The sequence below is a fragment of the Novosphingobium sp. CECT 9465 genome (assembly GCF_920987055.1).
Lineage (GTDB): Bacteria > Pseudomonadota > Alphaproteobacteria > Sphingomonadales > Sphingomonadaceae > Novosphingobium.
The window spans coordinates 2,051,319-2,065,070 of sequence record NZ_CAKLBX010000001.1 but is presented as its reverse complement, the minus strand read 5'-3'; the positions used below and the strand labels follow the sequence as shown (position 1 = coordinate 2,065,070).

18 protein-coding genes are annotated in these 13,752 nt (G+C 61.6%); 8 read left to right on the top strand and 10 right to left on the bottom strand.

The features are described from left to right. The first annotated feature begins 4 nt into the window (after positions 1-4). Positions 5-823: a Coq4 family protein gene (locus LUA85_RS10035; protein ID WP_231469263.1), complete on the top strand. Its 819-nt coding sequence runs from the start codon at positions 5-7 to the stop codon at positions 821-823. 41 nt (positions 824-864) lie between these two features. On the opposite strand, the gene purL is transcribed toward LUA85_RS10035, so the two are convergent. Next, the gene (gene purL / locus LUA85_RS10030; RefSeq protein WP_231469261.1) at positions 865-3,024 is read right to left on the bottom strand and encodes a phosphoribosylformylglycinamidine synthase subunit PurL; all 2,160 of its coding nucleotides are present in this window, start codon (positions 3,022-3,024) and stop codon (positions 865-867) included. A 39-nt stretch (positions 3,025-3,063) separates the two neighbouring features. Next, on the bottom strand, positions 3,064-3,462 hold the full coding sequence (locus LUA85_RS10025) for a DUF2177 family protein (RefSeq protein WP_231469259.1): 399 nt from the start codon (positions 3,460-3,462) through the stop codon (positions 3,064-3,066). Positions 3,463-3,535: 73 nt separating this feature from the next. On the opposite strand from LUA85_RS10025, the gene LUA85_RS10020 reads away from it, so the two are divergent. The 5 genes from LUA85_RS10020 (at position 3,536) to queA (ending at position 7,049) form a co-directional block, all read left to right on the top strand. Beyond that, entirely contained in the window at positions 3,536-3,787 is a 252-nt protein-coding gene (locus LUA85_RS10020; RefSeq protein ID WP_231469257.1) for an exodeoxyribonuclease VII small subunit, read from the top strand. 11 nt (positions 3,788-3,798) lie between these two features. Continuing rightward, positions 3,799-4,698: a polyprenyl synthetase family protein gene (locus tag LUA85_RS10015; RefSeq protein WP_231469255.1), complete on the top strand. Its 900-nt coding sequence runs from the start codon at positions 3,799-3,801 to the stop codon at positions 4,696-4,698. Next, a complete protein-coding gene (gene coaD, locus LUA85_RS10010; RefSeq protein ID WP_231469253.1) occupies positions 4,698-5,210 on the top strand; it encodes a pantetheine-phosphate adenylyltransferase in 513 nt (170 codons plus the stop codon). Before LUA85_RS10015 ends, coaD begins: the two co-directional genes overlap by 1 nt. Before the next feature lie 94 nt (positions 5,211-5,304). Then, positions 5,305-5,994: a peptidylprolyl isomerase gene (locus tag LUA85_RS10005; protein ID WP_231471829.1), complete on the top strand. Its 690-nt coding sequence runs from the start codon at positions 5,305-5,307 to the stop codon at positions 5,992-5,994. A gap of 26 nt (positions 5,995-6,020) precedes the next feature. Beyond that, on the top strand, positions 6,021-7,049 hold the full coding sequence (queA, locus tag LUA85_RS10000) for a tRNA preQ1(34) S-adenosylmethionine ribosyltransferase-isomerase QueA (protein WP_231469251.1): 1,029 nt from the start codon (positions 6,021-6,023) through the stop codon (positions 7,047-7,049). On the opposite strand, the gene LUA85_RS09995 is transcribed toward queA, so the two are convergent. Continuing rightward, positions 7,046-7,816: a TSUP family transporter gene (locus LUA85_RS09995; RefSeq protein WP_231469249.1), complete on the bottom strand. Its 771-nt coding sequence runs from the start codon at positions 7,814-7,816 to the stop codon at positions 7,046-7,048. The genes queA and LUA85_RS09995 overlap by 4 nt on opposite strands. 59 nt (positions 7,817-7,875) lie before the next feature. Here LUA85_RS09995 and tgt point away from each other — a divergent pair, with 59 nt between their 5' ends. Continuing rightward, entirely contained in the window at positions 7,876-9,000 is a 1,125-nt protein-coding gene (gene tgt, locus LUA85_RS09990; protein ID WP_231469247.1) for a tRNA guanosine(34) transglycosylase Tgt, read from the top strand. On the opposite strand, the gene LUA85_RS09985 is transcribed toward tgt, so the two are convergent. Together LUA85_RS09985 and rpsD are read right to left on the bottom strand one after the other, a co-directional pair. Next, positions 8,997-9,194, bottom strand: a complete 198-nt coding sequence (locus LUA85_RS09985; protein WP_231469245.1) for a hypothetical protein — start codon at positions 9,192-9,194, stop codon at positions 8,997-8,999. The two genes, tgt and LUA85_RS09985, sit on opposite strands and share 4 nt — an antisense overlap. Before the next feature lie 146 nt (positions 9,195-9,340). Beyond that, entirely contained in the window at positions 9,341-9,952 is a 612-nt protein-coding gene (rpsD, locus tag LUA85_RS09980; RefSeq protein ID WP_231469244.1) for a 30S ribosomal protein S4, read from the bottom strand. Between the two features lie 207 nt (positions 9,953-10,159). Here rpsD and LUA85_RS09975 point away from each other — a divergent pair, with 207 nt between their 5' ends. After that, the gene (locus tag LUA85_RS09975; RefSeq protein WP_231469242.1) at positions 10,160-10,447 is read left to right on the top strand and encodes a chorismate mutase; all 288 of its coding nucleotides are present in this window, start codon (positions 10,160-10,162) and stop codon (positions 10,445-10,447) included. 13 nt (positions 10,448-10,460) lie between these two features. Here LUA85_RS09975 and LUA85_RS09970 read toward each other — a convergent pair whose 3' ends face one another. The 5 genes from LUA85_RS09970 to rpiB are packed head-to-tail and all read right to left on the bottom strand — an operon-like array spanning position 10,461 to position 13,673. After that, the gene (locus tag LUA85_RS09970; RefSeq protein WP_231469240.1) at positions 10,461-11,210 is read right to left on the bottom strand and encodes an RNA methyltransferase; all 750 of its coding nucleotides are present in this window, start codon (positions 11,208-11,210) and stop codon (positions 10,461-10,463) included. Beyond that, positions 11,210-11,695 (bottom strand): transcriptional regulator NrdR, encoded by a 486-nt coding sequence (gene nrdR / locus LUA85_RS09965; RefSeq protein ID WP_231469237.1) that lies wholly within the window; start codon positions 11,693-11,695, stop codon positions 11,210-11,212. The genes LUA85_RS09970 and nrdR overlap by 1 nt, the downstream gene beginning before the upstream one ends. 4 nt (positions 11,696-11,699) lie before the next feature. Then, positions 11,700-11,906, bottom strand: a complete 207-nt coding sequence (locus LUA85_RS09960) for a hypothetical protein (protein ID WP_231469235.1) — start codon at positions 11,904-11,906, stop codon at positions 11,700-11,702. A gap of 4 nt (positions 11,907-11,910) precedes the next feature. Next, positions 11,911-13,221, bottom strand: coding sequence for a serine hydroxymethyltransferase (gene glyA / locus LUA85_RS09955; protein WP_231469234.1), 1,311 nt, complete (start codon positions 13,219-13,221; stop codon positions 11,911-11,913). A gap of 14 nt (positions 13,222-13,235) precedes the next feature. Continuing rightward, on the bottom strand, positions 13,236-13,673 hold the full coding sequence (gene rpiB, locus LUA85_RS09950; protein WP_231469232.1) for a ribose 5-phosphate isomerase B: 438 nt from the start codon (positions 13,671-13,673) through the stop codon (positions 13,236-13,238). Positions 13,674-13,752: the final 79 nt, after the last annotated feature.

Below are 13,752 nucleotides of genomic sequence, written 5' to 3'. Positions count from 1 at the left end.
AGATATGGCCGTGAATCCCGTGCTCGGCGCGTCACCCGCTGATTTGCCGTTGTATGACGAGCGCAGACCAAGGCCGCGACTGCGGTTGTGGAAGGCGTGGCATCATTTCCAGAACCTGATGCAGGATAAGGAAAACACCGAGGAAGTTTTCCATATTTTCGAAGCGCTGCCCTGGCGGGGGCTACGCCATTCCGCCGTCCGCTTCCTGTCTTCTCCCAACGGACAGGCAGTCCGCGCCATGGAGCCGCATCTCCCGGCCATTCTCGACGATCATGCGGCTTTGCGGCGCATGCCTGCCGGATCGCTGGCGCATGCCTATTGCGATTTCATGGAACGCGAAGAGCTGACGGCGCAGGGGTTGGTCGATGAGTTCGACAAGTTTGCCGTCACGCGCGAGCAGTTCGACGACCAGTTCCGCTGGTATCTGAATCGGATGCGCGATGTGCACGACATGCTGCATGTGCTGACCGGTTATGGTCGCGATGCCTTGGGCGAGGCTTGCGTATTGGCATTCACGTACAGTCAGCAGCCATCACCAGCCCATCTGTTTATCGGCTATATGGCGGGGCTGAACATCCGCAGGCAAGTGCGCAGCGACGCCCCCGTGTTAAAAGCGGTGCGGGAAGGGCAGCGGCTGGGCAAGGCTTGCCCCCGGTTGTGCGAGGAGTCGATCACCGCGCTGCTGCCATTGCCGCTAGAGGATGTGCGGCGGCGGCTGAACATCACCCCAGCCGTTTACTATCATGAAGCGCATGCAACATGGGCGCGGATCGGCGTCGATCCTTATGATTTGCTCGGCAAGAGCCTGAAAAACGCCGCCTGAGAAGCAACCCAATCTGAGACCATCCCGGAAAGGGTGCTGTCCTAAGCTTCCATCCAGTCGCGGAAGAAGGCCTCGTTGGCTTCGCGCAAGGTGGCGAGTTCGACGCCCGCGACTTGCGTTCCGCCCACCGTGCCGATGCGGGTTGCGCCCTCCAGCATTTCGTTGGGTGCAGTGGTCACGATATAGCGCGACTGGTCTTCACCGAACGCCTTGGCGGTATCGAGTGCCGCGTCGAGTGCGCAACCCTTGCCGCTTGCCAGCGCCATTTCCGCCAGTGCCACCAGCAGGCCACCGTCCGAGATGTCGTGCACGGAAGTCAGCTTGCCGGCCGCGATCCATTCGCGGACCAGCTCGCCATTCTTGCGTTCAGTTGCGAGATCGACCTTGGGCGCATCGCCAGCTTCGCGGCCTGCGATTTCGCGCAAATAGAGTGATTGGCCGAGGTGGGTGCCTTCGGGGCCAACCAGCCAGATCGCATCGCCATCGTTCTTGAACGCGATGGTCGTCATTACCCGATGATCGAGCATCAGGCCGACGCCGCCGATGGCGGGCGTGGGCAGGATGGCCGAGCCGCCGCCGGTGGCCTTCGATTCGTTGTAGAGCGACACGTTCCCGGAAACGATGGGGTAATCGAGCGCGCGGCAGGCATCGCCCATGCCATCGAGCGCCTGGACGATCTGCGCCATGATTTCGGGTCGCTGCGGATTGGCGAAGTTCAGGCAGTTGGTGATTGCCAACGGTCGCGCCCCAACCGCGCAGATATTGCGGTAGGTTTCGGCCACAGCCTGCTTGCCGCCTTCGTATGGGTCGGCATAGCAATAGCGGGGAGTGCAGTCTGTGCTGATCGCCAGCGCCTTTTGCGTACCGTGGAGGCGCACGACCGCGGCGTCTCCACCAGACTTCTGCAACGTGTCCGCGCCGACCTGTGAATCGTACTGTTCGAAAATCCAGCGACGATTGGCGAGGTCGGGGCAACCGATCAGTTTGACGAGGTCCGCGCCAAGATCAGCGCTTTCAGGGACCGAGCCGAGTGGCGCGACGTTGGCCCATGCCTTGTAGTCGGCAAGGCTGAGGGCGGGCCGATCATAAAGCGGTGCGTCTTCGGCCAGCGGGCCGAGCGGAATGTCGCACACGGTTTCGCCCTTGAAGGTGAGCACCATGTGGCCGGTGTCGGTCACTTCGCCGATCACGGCAAAGTCCAGTTCCCATTTCCTGAAGATTGCTTCGGCCATCGGTTCCTTGCCGGGCTTGAGCACCATGAGCATGCGCTCCTGGCTTTCCGAGAGCATCATTTCGTAAGGTGTCATGCCCTCTTCGCGGCAGGGCACCATGTCCATGTTCAGGATGATGCCGGCCTTGCCATTGGTCGCCATTTCAACCGACGAGGAGGTCAGACCTGCCGCGCCCATGTCTTGAATCGCCACGATGGCGTCAGTCGCCATCAGTTCAAGACAGGCTTCGATCAGCAGCTTCTCGGTGAACGGATCGCCGACCTGCACGGTGGGGCGCTTGGCTTCGGAATCCTCGCCGAAATCGGCGCTCGCCATCGTGGCGCCGTGGATACCGTCACGCCCGGTCTTGGAGCCGACATAGACGATGGGGTTACCAAGGCCGGTGGCGGCGGAATAGAAGATCTTGTCCTGTTCGGCCACGCCCACGGTCATCGCATTGACAAGGATGTTGCCGTCATAGGCCGGGTGGAAGTTCGTTTCGCCGCCGACGGTCGGTACGCCGACGCAGTTGCCGTAACCGCCGATGCCCGCGACAACGCCCTGTACAAGATGCTTCATCTTGGGGTGATCGGGACGACCGAAACGCAGCGCATTCATGTTCGCCACAGGGCGCGCGCCCATGGTGAACACATCGCGCAGAATGCCGCCAACGCCGGTGGCAGCGCCCTGATAGGGTTCGATGTAAGACGGGTGGTTGTGGCTTTCCATCTTGAAGATGGCAGCCTGCCCATCACCGATATCGATCACGCCCGCATTCTCGCCGGGACCGCAGATAACCCAGGGAGCCGAAGTCGGCAGCTTCTTGAGGTGGATGCGGCTCGACTTGTAGGAGCAGTGTTCCGACCACATGACCGAGAAGATGCCGAGTTCGACAAGGTTCGGCTCGCGCCCAAGCGCGTTCAGTACGCGTTCGTACTCTTCCTCGGACAGCCCATGGGCGGCGACGACTTCTGCGGTGATCTCGGACATGGCGCGCGCCTTAGCGAGCGCGCGCGAAAGTGGCTAGTCTTAACCTGCAAACTTGAGCGCTGCCCAGGTTGCGGCAGTGGCAGCGACGGCGGTGGCAAAAGTGCCCCAGATGACATCGACAATGGTGACATGAACCGGCCAGCGCGCCAGCACGGCCTGGCTTGTGAGATCGTAGGTCATGTAACACATCGCGCCCAGAATCGCGCCGTTGAGCGCCGCGGCGCCAAGGCCGTGCGAAAGTCCGGGCCGAACCGCGAACCAGAGCATGCCGAACAGGTAGAGGACATAGAATACCAGTGCGGGCGCGATGCGGAATGTGGGGGCGAGCAGGTCTCCCAACGCGGGCCGATAAAGCTTCGACCCTGCCCAGCCGAGCCAGACGGCATCGAGCGCGCCGAACACGACGGCGGCTGCAACATAGGCGATCAGGTATTGCATGGCCTTCGTTCCCTCCGGGACAACTTAGGATCGAAGCTTGACCCGCCCCTTTTGCCCGGTCAATGCTGCCCCAATGGGAATGGCACCGGAAAACGCGAACCTCAGCTTCGAAGAAGCACTCAAGGAACTGGAAGCCGTCGTCAGGCGGCTGGAAAGCGGCGAGGCCCCGCTTGACGAATCGATCGAGCTTTATGCGCGTGGCGATGCCTTGCGCGCGCATTGCCAGACGCGGCTCGATGCGGCGCAATCGCGGATCGAGGCGATTGTCGCTGACCGCGACGGCAAGCCTCAGGGCCTGCGTCCGTTTGACGAAACAGCGGGTTGATCGGGGCGGTCATGTCACAGGCAAACGGTTTGCTGAAGCCTGCGCTGAAGGCGATTGCCGACGACATCGACCACAGCTTCGATCTGTTGTTGCCGCTGCCGGGCGACCCGCGTGATCGGCTGGTCGAAGCGATGCGTTATGCCACCATTGGCGGGGGCAAACGCATTCGTCCGTTGCTGGTGACCGCGACGGCGGCGATGTTCGGTGTATCGCGCGAGGCGGCGGTGCGTGTCGGCACGGCGATCGAGGCGATCCACGTCTATTCGCTGATCCATGACGATCTGCCCTGCATGGACGACGATGGCCTGCGTCACGGCAAGCCGACGGTTCACGTGGCATTCGATGATGCCGCAGCCGTGCTGGCCGGTGACGCCTTGCACGATTTCGCGTTCGAAGTGCTGTCCGATCCGGCGACGAGTGGCGATCCCTTCGTGCGGATCGAACTGATCCGTACGCTGGCGACGGCAAGCGGGATGAACGGGATGTGCGGTGGCCAGATGATGGACATCGTGGCCGAAACCAACAGCTTCGATCTGCCCACGGTGACCCGGTTGCAGCAACTCAAGACCGGAGCGCTGCTGGGAGCATCGGTCGAGATGGGAGCGATTCTCGGCCATGTCCCGATCGAGGGCCGGACCCATCTGCGCGGCTATGCCCGCGATATTGGCCTCGCTTTCCAGATCGCCGATGATCTGCTCGACCTTGAAGGCGACGAGGCCGCTGCCGGCAAGGCGCTGCGCAAGGATGACGCGCAGGGCAAACAGACGTTCCTGTCGCTGCTCGGCCCGGATCGGGCGCGCGAACAGGCCCGGCGCCTTGTGGAGCAGGCGGTAGACCTGCTGCAAAGTTATGGTCCCGAAGCGGACCTGCTGCGCGAACTTGCGCGCTTCATCGTGGAGAGGAACCACTGATGGCTGAACGTATCGGCGTTTATCCCGGCACATTCGACCCGATCACGCTAGGGCATCTCGACATTATCCGGCGCGGGGCCAAGCTGGTTGATCGGCTGATCATCGGGGTGACGACGAATCCATCCAAGAATCCGATGTTTACGCCGGACGAGCGCATGGAAAGCGTACGACGGGAAGTGGCGGATCAGGGCATCGACAATGTCGAGGTGGTTGGTTTCAATGCCTTGCTGATGAAGTTTGCGCGCGCACAGGGCGCCAGCATGATCGTGCGAGGTCTGCGCGCCGTTGCCGATTTCGAATATGAATACCAGATGGCCGGCATGAACCAGCAGCTCGATGCCGAAATAGAGACGGTGTTCCTGATGGCCGACGTCGGCCTGCAACCGATTGCATCCAAGCTGGTCAAGGAGATCGCCCTGTTCGGCGGCGACATTTCAGGATTCGTGACACCGACGATTTGCCAGGAAGTGATCGCGCGTGTCGACAGGATCGGCCGCCTGGGCGATTACTGAAAAGCGCGAACGCCGCCCTTTGCGCATTCGTTCATTGCAGCGACAGCGCGACACGACTATCCGCGCTACGGATTATCTGGAGTTCGACTGTCTCATGGTTTCGCGCTTTATTACCGGTCTCGCGCTTGGCGCTGCCCTGATTGCATCGCCTGTGCTGGCGCAAGACAAGGACGGAGACAAGACTGCCGCACCGGCCGCAGAAACCAAGCCTTTGACTTATGCGGTGAACGCCGACCAGAGCGTTGATCGTGAAAACATTCTGCTGCTTGACCTTTCGAACGGCGGCCGTGTTGTGATCCGTCTGATGCCGGAATGGGCGCCAAATCATGTCGAGCGGATCAAGACACTGGCACGGCAGGGTTTTTACAACGGGGTGATCTTTCACCGCGTGATCGACGGCTTCATGGCGCAAACCGGCGATCCGACCGGCACCGGACAAAACGGTTCGACGCTTCCTGATCTGACGGCGGAGTTCAATGCCATTCCGCACGTGCGCGGATCGGTTTCGATGGCGCGCACGAACGAGCCGAACTCGGCGAACAGCCAGTTCTTCATCGTGTTCTATCCGCGATTCGCGCTTGATCACAAATATACCAACTTCGGTCGCGTCATTGCGGGCATGGACAATGTCGACGCGATCGTGCGCGGCGAACCGCCCGCGAACCCGACCAAGGTCGTGCAGGCATCCATCGCTGCGGACAACAAGCCTGCGCCAGCGATGACTGGCCCGTCTGCGGCGCCTGCCATCACCGCGGATATGCTGAGTAATTCGCGGTCGAACTGATCGCCGTTTGCGGTTAGGGCGCGGCCATGCGCGTTGACCTGTTCGATTTCGATCTGCCACCTGAGAACATTGCCTTGCGGCCAGCACGTCCGCGCGATTCTGCGCGACTGCTGGGTGTGGCCGGAGAAGGGCCGTTCCGTGATCTGAACGTGCGCGATCTGCCCGCACTGTTGAACCCCGGTGACGTGCTGGTATTCAACGACACGCGCGTCATCCCGGCACAGCTCGAAGGGCGGCGTGGCGATGCGCGCATTGGCGCAACGCTGCACAAGCGCGTGGATTTGCGGCGCTGGCAGGCCTTCGTGCGCAACGCCAAGCGGTTGCGAGATGGCGATTTGATCGAGTTCGGGGCAGGGGTTTCGGCGATGGCCGAAGCGCGCCATCCCGATGGCAGCTGGACCTTGTTCTTTCCCGGAGACGAACCGGTTGAAGTCCTGCTGGAGCGGGCAGGGCGAATGCCATTGCCGCCCTACATCGCGGGCAAGCGCCCGACCGACGAGCAGGACCGGAGCGATTATCAGACGATGTTCGCCGCAAAGGACGGGGCGGTAGCTGCGCCTACCGCCGCACTGCATTTCACGCCGGAATTGCTGGAAGCACTGGCAGTGCGGGGGGTAAAGACCGAGACGCTTACCCTGCATGTGGGTGCGGGCACGTTCCTTCCAGTCAAGGCTGACGATACCGACGACCACGCAATGCATTCCGAATGGGGCACGATTGACCCAGCGACAGCGGATCGGCTCAATACTGTCCGCGCCCGCGGCAACCGGGTCATCGCGGTAGGCACCACGTCGCTGCGGCTTCTCGAAAGCGCGACCGGGGATGACAGGCTAATCCGCCCGTTCGAAGGCGATACCGCCATCTTCATCACGCCCGGTTACCGTTTTCGCGCCATCGATGGGCTGATGACCAACTTCCACTTGCCCAAGTCGACACTGTTCATGCTGGTCAGCGCGCTGATGGGGCTGGAACGCATGCAGGCAGCCTACGCTCACGCGATTGCGGAGGGCTATCGCTTTTATTCCTACGGCGATTCCAGCCTGCTTCTGCCTTAGGCGGAGAACCAGCCCCACACGAGGCGCCCGGTCAAACCGATGCTGACCACCACCAGCAAGGGCCGGATCATCCGCGCGCCGAATCTGGTGGCAAAGTGCGAGCCGATCCAGGCGCCGGTCATGGCGCCGGCGCCCATGCACAGCCCCAGAATCCACAACGCCTGCCCACCGATGGCAAATACGATCAGGCTTGCCAAATTGCTGGTGAGGTTCAGGAATTTCGTCAGCCCGGTAGCCCGCGTAAGACCCAGACCGCGAAGCCCGACAAGTGTCGTGGCAAAGAACTGGCCCGTGCCCGGACCGAAAAAGCCGTCATAGAACCCGATGCTCCCGGCAAGCGGCATGTATGTCCGCTCACTGATCACGGCCTTGCGGTCATCATCGTTCATGCCGCGCGAAAGCAGCGTATAAAGCGCCACACTGATCAGCAGTGCGGGCACGACCAGCTTGAGCACATCGGCGCTGAGCCGCTGGATCGCCAGTGTGCCAAGCAGAGCGCCCGCGAAGACGGCAGCGGCAAGCGGTGCGTTTTGTCGAAAGCTGAACAACCCTGCCTTGTGATAGCGCCATGTCGATATCGATGTGCCGCACATCGACTGGACCTTGTTGGTGCCCAGCACCATGTGCGGGGGCAGGCTGGTCGACAGAAGGATGGGCATGGTGACCAGACCGCCACCGCCAGCGACGGCATCAATGAATCCCGAAAGTACCGCAACCAGCGTCAACGCGGGATATAGCCACAGGTCCAGTTGTATCGGGTCAAGCATTTGCGCGCCTTGGCGAATAGGCCTAAGGGCCGCAATCTCTTTTTGCCGAGCATTCGCCCATGACCCGTTTTGCCTTTGATATCCACGCCACCGATGGCAAGGCCCGCACTGGCACGATCCGCATGAAGCGCGGCGAGATCCGCACACCCGCCTTCATGCCGGTGGGTACGGCCGCGACCGTGAAGGCGATGAAGGTCGAGGACGTTCGCGCGGCAGGGGCCGACATCATTCTTGGCAACACCTATCACCTGATGCTGCGTCCGGGGGCAGAGCGCGTTGCCCGGCTGGGCGGCTTGCACAAGTTCATGGGCTGGGATCGCCCGATCCTGACCGACAGCGGCGGCTATCAGGTGATGAGCCTGTCGGACTTGCGCAAGATCACCGAAGAGGGCGTGACGTTTGCCAGCCATCTGGATGGTTCACGCCACATGCTCAGTCCTGAGCGGTCCATGGAAATCCAGCGGCTGCTGGATTCCGACATCGTGATGTGCTTCGACGAATGCCCCCGCGCCGACCAACCGCGCGATGTCATCGCAAAATCGATGGAAATGTCGATGCGCTGGGCGCGGCGCAGTCGCGATGCTTTTGATGCAGGCGGCGAACATGCCGAAAGCTCAGCCTTGTTCGGTATCCAGCAGGGCGCGCTGGACGAGGGTTTGCGCAAGGCCAGCGCTGAGGCACTGATCGACGTTGGCTTTGATGGCTATGCTATTGGCGGGCTTGCCGTGGGCGAAGGTCAGGAGGCGATGTTCGCCACGCTGGACTTTGCGCCCGGCCAGCTGCCCGCCGACCGTCCGCGCTACCTGATGGGCGTGGGCAAGCCCGATGATCTGGTCGGGGCGGTGGAGCGCGGCGTCGATATGTTCGATTGTGTGCTGCCAACACGCTCTGGCCGCAATGGACAGGCCTTCACCTGGAACGGTCCGCTGAACATGCGCAACGCGCGCCATGCCGAGGATACAGGGCCACTTGATGAAAGCTGCCCATGCCCCACGTGTACGAAGTACAGCCGCGCCTATCTGCATCACCTTATAAAGTCCGGTGAAATGCTCGGCGCGATGCTGCTGACCGAGCACAATCTGTGGTTCTATCAGCAGTTGATGGCGGGGATGCGTACCGCAATAGCCGAAGCGCGGCTTGCAGCGTTTGCTGCCGATTTCCGGCGTGATTACTTCGCGCGTTAGGCTGCCATTCCCTGCGGATCATCTCCGAAGCCCGGCTGGCCGACTTCGAGGCTGGTGCCTTTGTAGGGGTAGAACATGCCCGTTCGCTGATCGAGAAAGCCGGCGCCGATGGCGAAAGCCTGACGCTGTGCGGTTAGAAGATCGGGATACCATTTTCCGGCGCGGTGCGGGGTGACAAAGCGATAGTGCGACATGCCTGTGCAATGGTTCGGGCGCATCGCGGTTCCCGAAAAATCCCCTCATTTACGCTGCAAAAACAAAAACTAACGCAGCTGCTGCAAACGCGAAAAAGGCGGAGCTTTCGCCCCGCCTCCTCGTGTCTTTCGAAGGACCGGAAATCTTAGCGCGAGTAGAACTCGACGACCAGATTCGGTTCCATCTTCACCGGATAAGGCACTTCGTCCAGCGTGGGAACGCGGGTGAAGGTGGCCTTGTCAGCTTCGGTCGAGACGTAATCGGGAACGTCGCGTTCCGGCAGGGTCTGCGCTTCGGCGATGAGGGCCATTTCCTTGGCCTTCTTGCCAAGGCTGATCACGTCGCCGGGGCGAACGCGACGCGAAGCGATGTTGCACTTCACGCCATTGACGTAGATGTGTCCGTGCGAAACCACCTGGCGAGCCGAAAATACGGTAGGCGCGAACTTGGCGCGGTACACGACCATGTCGAGGCGCTGTTCGAGCAGGCCGATCAGGTTCTGACCGGTATCGCCCTTCATCTTCGACGCTTCCTGATAGGTGCGCTTGAACTGCTTTTCGGTCACGTCGCCATAGTAGCCCTTGAGCTTCTGCTTGGCGCGCAGCTGGATGCCGAAGTCGGAAACCTTGCTCTTGCGGCGCTGGCCGTGCTGGCCGGGACCGTACGAACGACGGTTTACCGATGATTTGGGACGACCCCAGATATTCTCGCCGAGGCGACGGTCGATCTTGTACTTGGATGCCTTGCGCTTGGACATGCGCTATCCTTCAATTTGCAATGCTTCGGCAACGTGCCGAAGTTTCTAGTCCCGGAACCGCACCATTCTGCCATTTGCAGAATGCGGCCACCGCTTCACCGGGAGTGCGAGGCCAATTGCGAAGGGCGGCCAAGAACAGAGATTTAACGAGATGTCAAGGGCACCTGCCATAGACAGCACTCCGAAAAGAGAGTGCAGTCATCCCTGATGCTCGACAGGTCGCCCCAGCCGGAATTCACTGCGTTGCCCGAAATGGCCGCGGGCGATGTCACGTCCATCGACCGGCAAATACTCTTCCTGCTTTCTCAACGCTTTGCTCTCGTGCGGGCCATAGGCGAAGGGGCTTGGGACGATGATGACGAGCGGCGTCAGGCGATGGCGGTGATTCGGCGCAAGGCGTTCGAGCTTGGCGTACCGGTAAGTCTCGTGTCCGATTTCTGGGACCGGCTTTCGGATGCGTCCATTGCGGTACGGGATCAGGCCTCGCGAAAATAGGCGGCCGAATCGATCAATCGCGCGGATCGCCCGGCTTTGACCCAGGCCTGCGCCGCAGTACGCTCAACACGCCGCGCAGGGTGCGCACTTCAAGATGGTTCCAGCCCGCCTTGGTCAGCACCGAACGCAACGTCCGCCGGTTATGGGCAGCACGGCTTTCAGGCTCGAAGTAGCCGCGTGGCTCCAGCATTCCGCACAACTGCTCGAACATGCCCTCAAAGTCTTCCTGCGGGGCAGGGGGGAGGATCTCCTCGACCGTCGGTTGCACCAGATCGGCATGCTTCGACCACTCGTAGGCGCACAGGATGACTGCCTGCGCAAGGTTGAGTGATCCGAATTCCGGGTTGATCGGCACTGTGACAATCGCACGAGCCAGCGCGACATCTTCGGTTTCAAGACCCGAACGCTCCGGTCCGAACACGAAGGCGCTGCGGCCGGGAGCGGTGATCGTGTCCTTTGCGGCCAGCTCAGGCGTGAGTACCGGCTTGGTCACGCCCCGTTTGCGCACCGTGGTGGCATAGACGTGCGCGCAGTCTGCCACGGCTTCTGCCAGGGATTCGAACACTTGTGCCTTTTCCAGCACGATGTCCGCGCCGGCCGCTGCCGGGCCTGCCGATGGATTGGGCCAGCCATCGCGCGGCGTTACCAGCCGCAGTTCGATCAGGCCGAAGTTGAGCATGGCGCGGGCAGCCTTGCCGATGTTCTCGCCCAGTTGCGGGCGCACCAGCACGATCACCGGCTGGCGGTTTTCCGGGATGCTCACTAGTCCGCCGCCCCAAGCCCGCTCATTTCCTGAACGCTGCTGGCAAATTCCTCGAAATCGCGCGCTTCGGTGAAATCGCGATAGACGCTGGCGAAGCGGATGTAGGCGACGCTATCGAGCTGGCGCAGGCCTTCCATGACCATTTCACCGATGGCCTTGGATGGCACTTCGGCATCGCCCATCGTTTCGATCTGACGCTGGATGCCCGATACCAGCTGATCGAGCCGCTCCTGCGCTACCGGACGCTTGCGACAGGCAAGCGCAACGGATTGTTCGATCTTCGAACGGTCGAAAGGTTCGCGCCGCCCGTCATTGTTCGGGCCGCTCTTCACCACGAGAACCTCGCGTAGCTGTACGCGTTCGAACGTGGTGAAACGCGCGCCGCAGCCTTCGCACTGCCGACGCCTGCGGATCGAGGTGTTATCCTCGCTCGGCCGGCTGTCCTTTACCTGGCTGTTGTCATGGGCACAGAACGGGCATCGCATCAGTTTATCGGTTGATCCGTTTCCAGAAGGCGATACCCGCCCCGACCGCCAGGCCCAGCGGCAAGGAAACGACCGGGAGAACTGCGCCAGCGACCGCGCCGATTGCCATGCCGGTCAACACCGGTTTGGTCGAAGGATGGGCAAGGCCCTGCTTGGCCATGCCGGAAATTTCATCTTTCGCACGGGTGGCAAGATCGTCACGGTCGTTCATGGCTTCAAAGCTCCGGGTAGATGGGGAAACGGGCACACAGGTCCGCAACGCGGTCGCGCACTCGCTGTTCCACCTGACCATCGCCTTCTTCGCCATTGCGCGCAAGGCCATCGACCACTTCGCCGATCAGCTTGCCGATGGCGCGGAATTCCTCCTCACGGAAACCGCGCGTCGTGCCCGCTGGCGTACCGAGGCGAATGCCCGATGTTACGAAGGGCGAGCGCTTGTCGAACGGAACGCCGTTCTTGTTGCAGGTCAGCCAGGCCCGGTCGAGGCCCTTCTCGGCAGCCTTGCCGGTCACATCCTTGGCCGAAAGGTCGACCAGCATCAGATGATTTTCGGTGCCGCCCGATACGACCGAAAGCCCGGCATCCTTGACAGCTTCGGCCAGCGCGCGGGCGTTGGCGACGATCTGTGCGGCATAAGCCTTGAATTCAGGGCGGAGCGCTTCGCCGAAAGCAACGGCTTTGGCGGCAATCACATGGACCAGCGGGCCGCCCTGCATGCCGGGGAATACCGCCATGTTGAACTTCTTTGCCAGCGCTTCATCGTTGGTGAGGATCACGCCCGAACGGGGGCCGCGCAAGCTCTTGTGCGTGGTGGTGGTGACCACATGGGCATGCGGGAACGGCGAAGGATGTGCGCCACCGGCAACGAGGCCGGAAAAGTGCGACATATCGACCAGCAACCACGCGCCCACTTCATCGGCAATTTCGCGGAAGCGCTGGAAGTCCCAGATTCGCGAATAGGCGGTGCCGCCCGCGATGATCAGCTTGGGCTTGTTTTCGCGGGCAAGGCGCGCAACTTCGTCCATGTCGATCAGGTGATCGTCTTCGCGAACGCCATAGGGGATCGGCTTGAACCACTTCCCGCTCATGTTCACGGGGCTGCCGTGGGTCAGGTGCCCGCCCGAATTGAGGTCGAGACCCATGAAGCTGTCGCCCGGTTGCAGCAGGGCGAGGAACACGGCCTGATTCATCTGGCTGCCCGAATTGGGCTGCACATTGGCGAAATCGCAGCCGAACAGCTTTTTCGCCCGCTCGATAGCGAGCGTTTCCACCACGTCGGCATATTCGCAGCCGCCGTAATAGCGCTTGCCCGGATAGCCCTCTGCGTACTTGTTGGTGAAGACCGATCCGGTCGCCTCCAGCACGGCAAGGCTGGTGATGTTCTCGCTGGCGATCAGTTCGATCTTGGTCTGCTGGCGGTGCAATTCGCCACGGATCGCGGCGAAGACTTCGGCGTCGGCGCTTTCGAGGTGTTCGGTAAAGAAGCCGGCCTTACGGATTTCCGGCGCTGCGGTTGCAGTGGTCATCGTATGTGGCTCCTTCATAATGCGGGATTGGAAAGTTTTGCAACGCGACCGGCATGGCGACCACCGCCAAAGTCAGTCGAAAGGAAAGCATTGAGGCAGGCCTTGGCCATGTCCTCGCCCGTCAGCCGCGCGCCCATCGCGATCACGTTGGCATCGTTGTGTTCGCGGGCAAGCGCGGCGGAAAGCGGTTCGGACACCAGTGCGCAACGGCAGGCCGGATCGCGGTTCACGGCGATGGAAATGCCGATGCCCGATCCGCACAAAGCCACGCCGAATTCAGCCGTGCCATCGGCGACGACTGACGCGAGTTTGTAACCGTAGTCCGGGTAATCGACCCGATCAGCAGTTTCGGGACCAAGGTCGGCAACCTCGTGGCCCTGCTCGATCAAATATTCGCGCAGCGCCGCCTTGAGTTCGACGGCGGCATGATCCGAGGCGATGGCAATGCGCATGAGTTCCGTTTCGATAGCGGTTTATCGGGAATCGTTGGCGGCCCCATAAGCTGTCACAGCCCAACACGCCACCGCAAAT

What these genes read in the sequence shown, in the direction of transcription:
- LUA85_RS10035 (WP_231469263.1), top strand. Translation starts at nt 5, where the DNA reads ATGGCCGTGAATCCCGTGCTCGGCGCGTCACCCGCTGATTTGCCGTTG.
- purL (WP_231469261.1), bottom strand. Translation starts at nt 3,024, where the DNA reads ATGTCCGAGATCACCGCAGAAGTCGTCGCCGCCCATGGGCTGTCCGAG.
- LUA85_RS10025 (WP_231469259.1), bottom strand. Translation starts at nt 3,462, where the DNA reads ATGCAATACCTGATCGCCTATGTTGCAGCCGCCGTCGTGTTCGGCGCG.
- LUA85_RS10020 (WP_231469257.1), top strand. Translation starts at nt 3,536, where the DNA reads ATGGGAATGGCACCGGAAAACGCGAACCTCAGCTTCGAAGAAGCACTC.
- LUA85_RS10015 (WP_231469255.1), top strand. Translation starts at nt 3,799, where the DNA reads ATGTCACAGGCAAACGGTTTGCTGAAGCCTGCGCTGAAGGCGATTGCC.
- coaD (WP_231469253.1), top strand. Translation starts at nt 4,698, where the DNA reads ATGGCTGAACGTATCGGCGTTTATCCCGGCACATTCGACCCGATCACG.
- LUA85_RS10005 (WP_231471829.1), top strand. Translation starts at nt 5,305, where the DNA reads ATGGTTTCGCGCTTTATTACCGGTCTCGCGCTTGGCGCTGCCCTGATT.
- queA (WP_231469251.1), top strand. Translation starts at nt 6,021, where the DNA reads ATGCGCGTTGACCTGTTCGATTTCGATCTGCCACCTGAGAACATTGCC.
- LUA85_RS09995 (WP_231469249.1), bottom strand. Translation starts at nt 7,816, where the DNA reads ATGCTTGACCCGATACAACTGGACCTGTGGCTATATCCCGCGTTGACG.
- tgt (WP_231469247.1), top strand. Translation starts at nt 7,876, where the DNA reads ATGACCCGTTTTGCCTTTGATATCCACGCCACCGATGGCAAGGCCCGC.
- LUA85_RS09985 (WP_231469245.1), bottom strand. Translation starts at nt 9,194, where the DNA reads ATGTCGCACTATCGCTTTGTCACCCCGCACCGCGCCGGAAAATGGTAT.
- rpsD (WP_231469244.1), bottom strand. Translation starts at nt 9,952, where the DNA reads ATGTCCAAGCGCAAGGCATCCAAGTACAAGATCGACCGTCGCCTCGGC.
- LUA85_RS09975 (WP_231469242.1), top strand. Translation starts at nt 10,160, where the DNA reads ATGCTCGACAGGTCGCCCCAGCCGGAATTCACTGCGTTGCCCGAAATG.
- nrdR (WP_231469237.1), bottom strand. Translation starts at nt 11,695, where the DNA reads ATGCGATGCCCGTTCTGTGCCCATGACAACAGCCAGGTAAAGGACAGC.
- LUA85_RS09960 (WP_231469235.1), bottom strand. Translation starts at nt 11,906, where the DNA reads ATGAACGACCGTGACGATCTTGCCACCCGTGCGAAAGATGAAATTTCC.
- glyA (WP_231469234.1), bottom strand. Translation starts at nt 13,221, where the DNA reads ATGACCACTGCAACCGCAGCGCCGGAAATCCGTAAGGCCGGCTTCTTT.
- rpiB (WP_231469232.1), bottom strand. Translation starts at nt 13,673, where the DNA reads ATGCGCATTGCCATCGCCTCGGATCATGCCGCCGTCGAACTCAAGGCG.